This is a genomic window from Wolbachia endosymbiont of Madathamugadia hiepei, assembly GCF_013366855.1.
Classification (GTDB): Bacteria; Pseudomonadota; Alphaproteobacteria; order Rickettsiales; family Anaplasmataceae; genus Wolbachia.
The window spans coordinates 1-1,828 of record NZ_WQMP01000167.1 but is presented as its reverse complement, the minus strand read 5'-3'; the positions used below and the strand labels follow the sequence as shown (position 1 = coordinate 1,828).

Below are 1,828 nucleotides of genomic sequence, written 5' to 3'. Positions count from 1 at the left end.
GTACAGATTGAGAAGTTAAACAAATAGCTTCAATACTATGATAAGGGTAACGGTGAAGGTTGTCAAGTAGTTTTTTTGTTTCTATATGTCTAGCGCGCTGCTAGAAACTATGTAAGAACTATTACAATTTCTCCGCAAATTTCAAATTTAACGCGTTCAGACATATGATTATTCCCAGCAAAACCATAGGTACTGAAAGCAACTGCCCCATAGTCAAATCAAGCCATAAATAGCCAACTTGGTAGTCTGGTTCGCGGAAAAACTCAACTATAAAACGTACTATTCCACACCACATAATTGCAATACCAGTTAATGCACCGCGATATAGCCTTATTCTAGTCAAGAAAAACAGTGAATTTATAGCCGCAAAAAATAACAATCCTTCCAAAAATGCCTCATAGAGCTGACTTGGGTGGCGTAGCAAACTATCACCACTTTCCGGAAATACCATGCCCCATGGCACAGTTGTAACTCTGCCAAATAACTCTCCGTTTATAAAGTTGCCTATGCGACCTAGAAATAAGCCTATGGGAACTCCGCAAGAAATTAGATCCAGTGTGTAAAATATAGGAATGTTATGTCTTTTGCACGAAATGATCACCGCACACAAAACTCCTATGGCGCCACTGTGAAATGACATTCCTCCTCCCCAGGTTTGCAGTATCTCGATAGGATTGCTTATATAAAAAACTGGATCGTATATTGACACGTAGCCAAGTCTGCCTCCAAGGATAATACCTGCAATAGTGGCTGTTAACAATGAATCGTAAAAACTCTTGGAAAGTATTTTTTGGTTGTCCAGTTTGTGTAAATACCAATATGCAAAGACTATACCTAGAACATATGCCAAAGAATACCAATATATAGAGACAGGACCGATGCTGAAAATTACTGGATTTAAAGACATACCTTGCTACAAATCATTCTTAGACAATCTACTTTTCTCACGGTCCCACTCTCTCTGTTTTATGGTTGCTCTCTTATCGTAGAGTTTTTTTCCTTTTGCAATGGCAATTTCAGTTTTCGCCAATCCTTTGTCATTGAAATAAATTGAAAGTGGCACAACAGTTATTCCAGCAGTTTTAATCTGGCCAATTAGTTTATTTATCTCTTTTTTATGCAGAAGTAATTTACGTTCCCTTTTCGGCTTATGGTTTCTTTTGTTTGCAGCTTTATATTCTGCAATGTGCATATTGTGCAGCCATATTTCACCGTCTTTTTCGATAACGTAAGCGTCAGAAATGTTTGCTTTTCTTTCCCTCAGCGATTTAACTTCACTACTTAGTAGGACCATACCTGCTTCAAATTCTTCTAAGATGAAGTACTCAAACCTTGCTTTTTTATTTTCTGCTATAACTTCCATATTTAAAGACACCCTTGAGCTTTAATATACTACAGGATTTTCAGCTCTTGCAGCAATGTTAAAAAATAATGTTCCAACTCCTACGCTCAAATGCAAAATACTTTTTAGATAGGCTGATGTAGCCGAATTTTTTTCCAAAGATGGTTGATCTAAAAAAAGATATTGAAGTTATGGGGGCAAACAATTGAGCAAATCCCATGGATTGGTGCCTTAATTGGCATTCATGCGTTATTAACATAATTAACTTATAAAAGCAGATATTATAGAAAAAGAAACACGCTATGGCAAGACTAGAAAATTCTAAAAATAATATAATTTATGAATTAGTGGATGATAAAGGTGAGTTAACAGAGGAAGATAAAGAAAAGGTCCTAAAACTAGTCTCTGTGAAAAAAGTTTATCATGAGAAAATAAGGAAAGATGTAGCAAAAACTGGTAGTTTAACTTAGCTACAAATAGAGAAAT

The 1,828-nt window shown here is 35.8% G+C and carries 3 protein-coding genes; 1 reads left to right on the top strand and 2 read right to left on the bottom strand.

Annotated features, from left to right (window positions below):
• Positions 1-121 precede the first annotated feature (121 nt).
• Both lgt and smpB read right to left on the bottom strand, forming a co-directional pair.
• Complete coding sequence (lgt, locus tag GO685_RS05030; protein WP_175937839.1) at positions 122-907, bottom strand: prolipoprotein diacylglyceryl transferase; 786 nt, start codon at positions 905-907, stop codon at positions 122-124.
• A gap of 6 nt (positions 908-913) precedes the next feature.
• Positions 914-1,363: an SsrA-binding protein SmpB gene (gene smpB / locus GO685_RS05025; RefSeq protein ID WP_175937838.1), complete on the bottom strand. Its 450-nt coding sequence runs from the start codon at positions 1,361-1,363 to the stop codon at positions 914-916.
• Positions 1,364-1,644: 281 nt separating this feature from the next.
• Here smpB and GO685_RS05020 point away from each other — a divergent pair, with 281 nt between their 5' ends.
• Positions 1,645-1,812: a hypothetical protein gene (locus GO685_RS05020; protein ID WP_175937837.1), complete on the top strand. Its 168-nt coding sequence runs from the start codon at positions 1,645-1,647 to the stop codon at positions 1,810-1,812.
• Positions 1,813-1,828 lie beyond the last annotated feature (16 nt).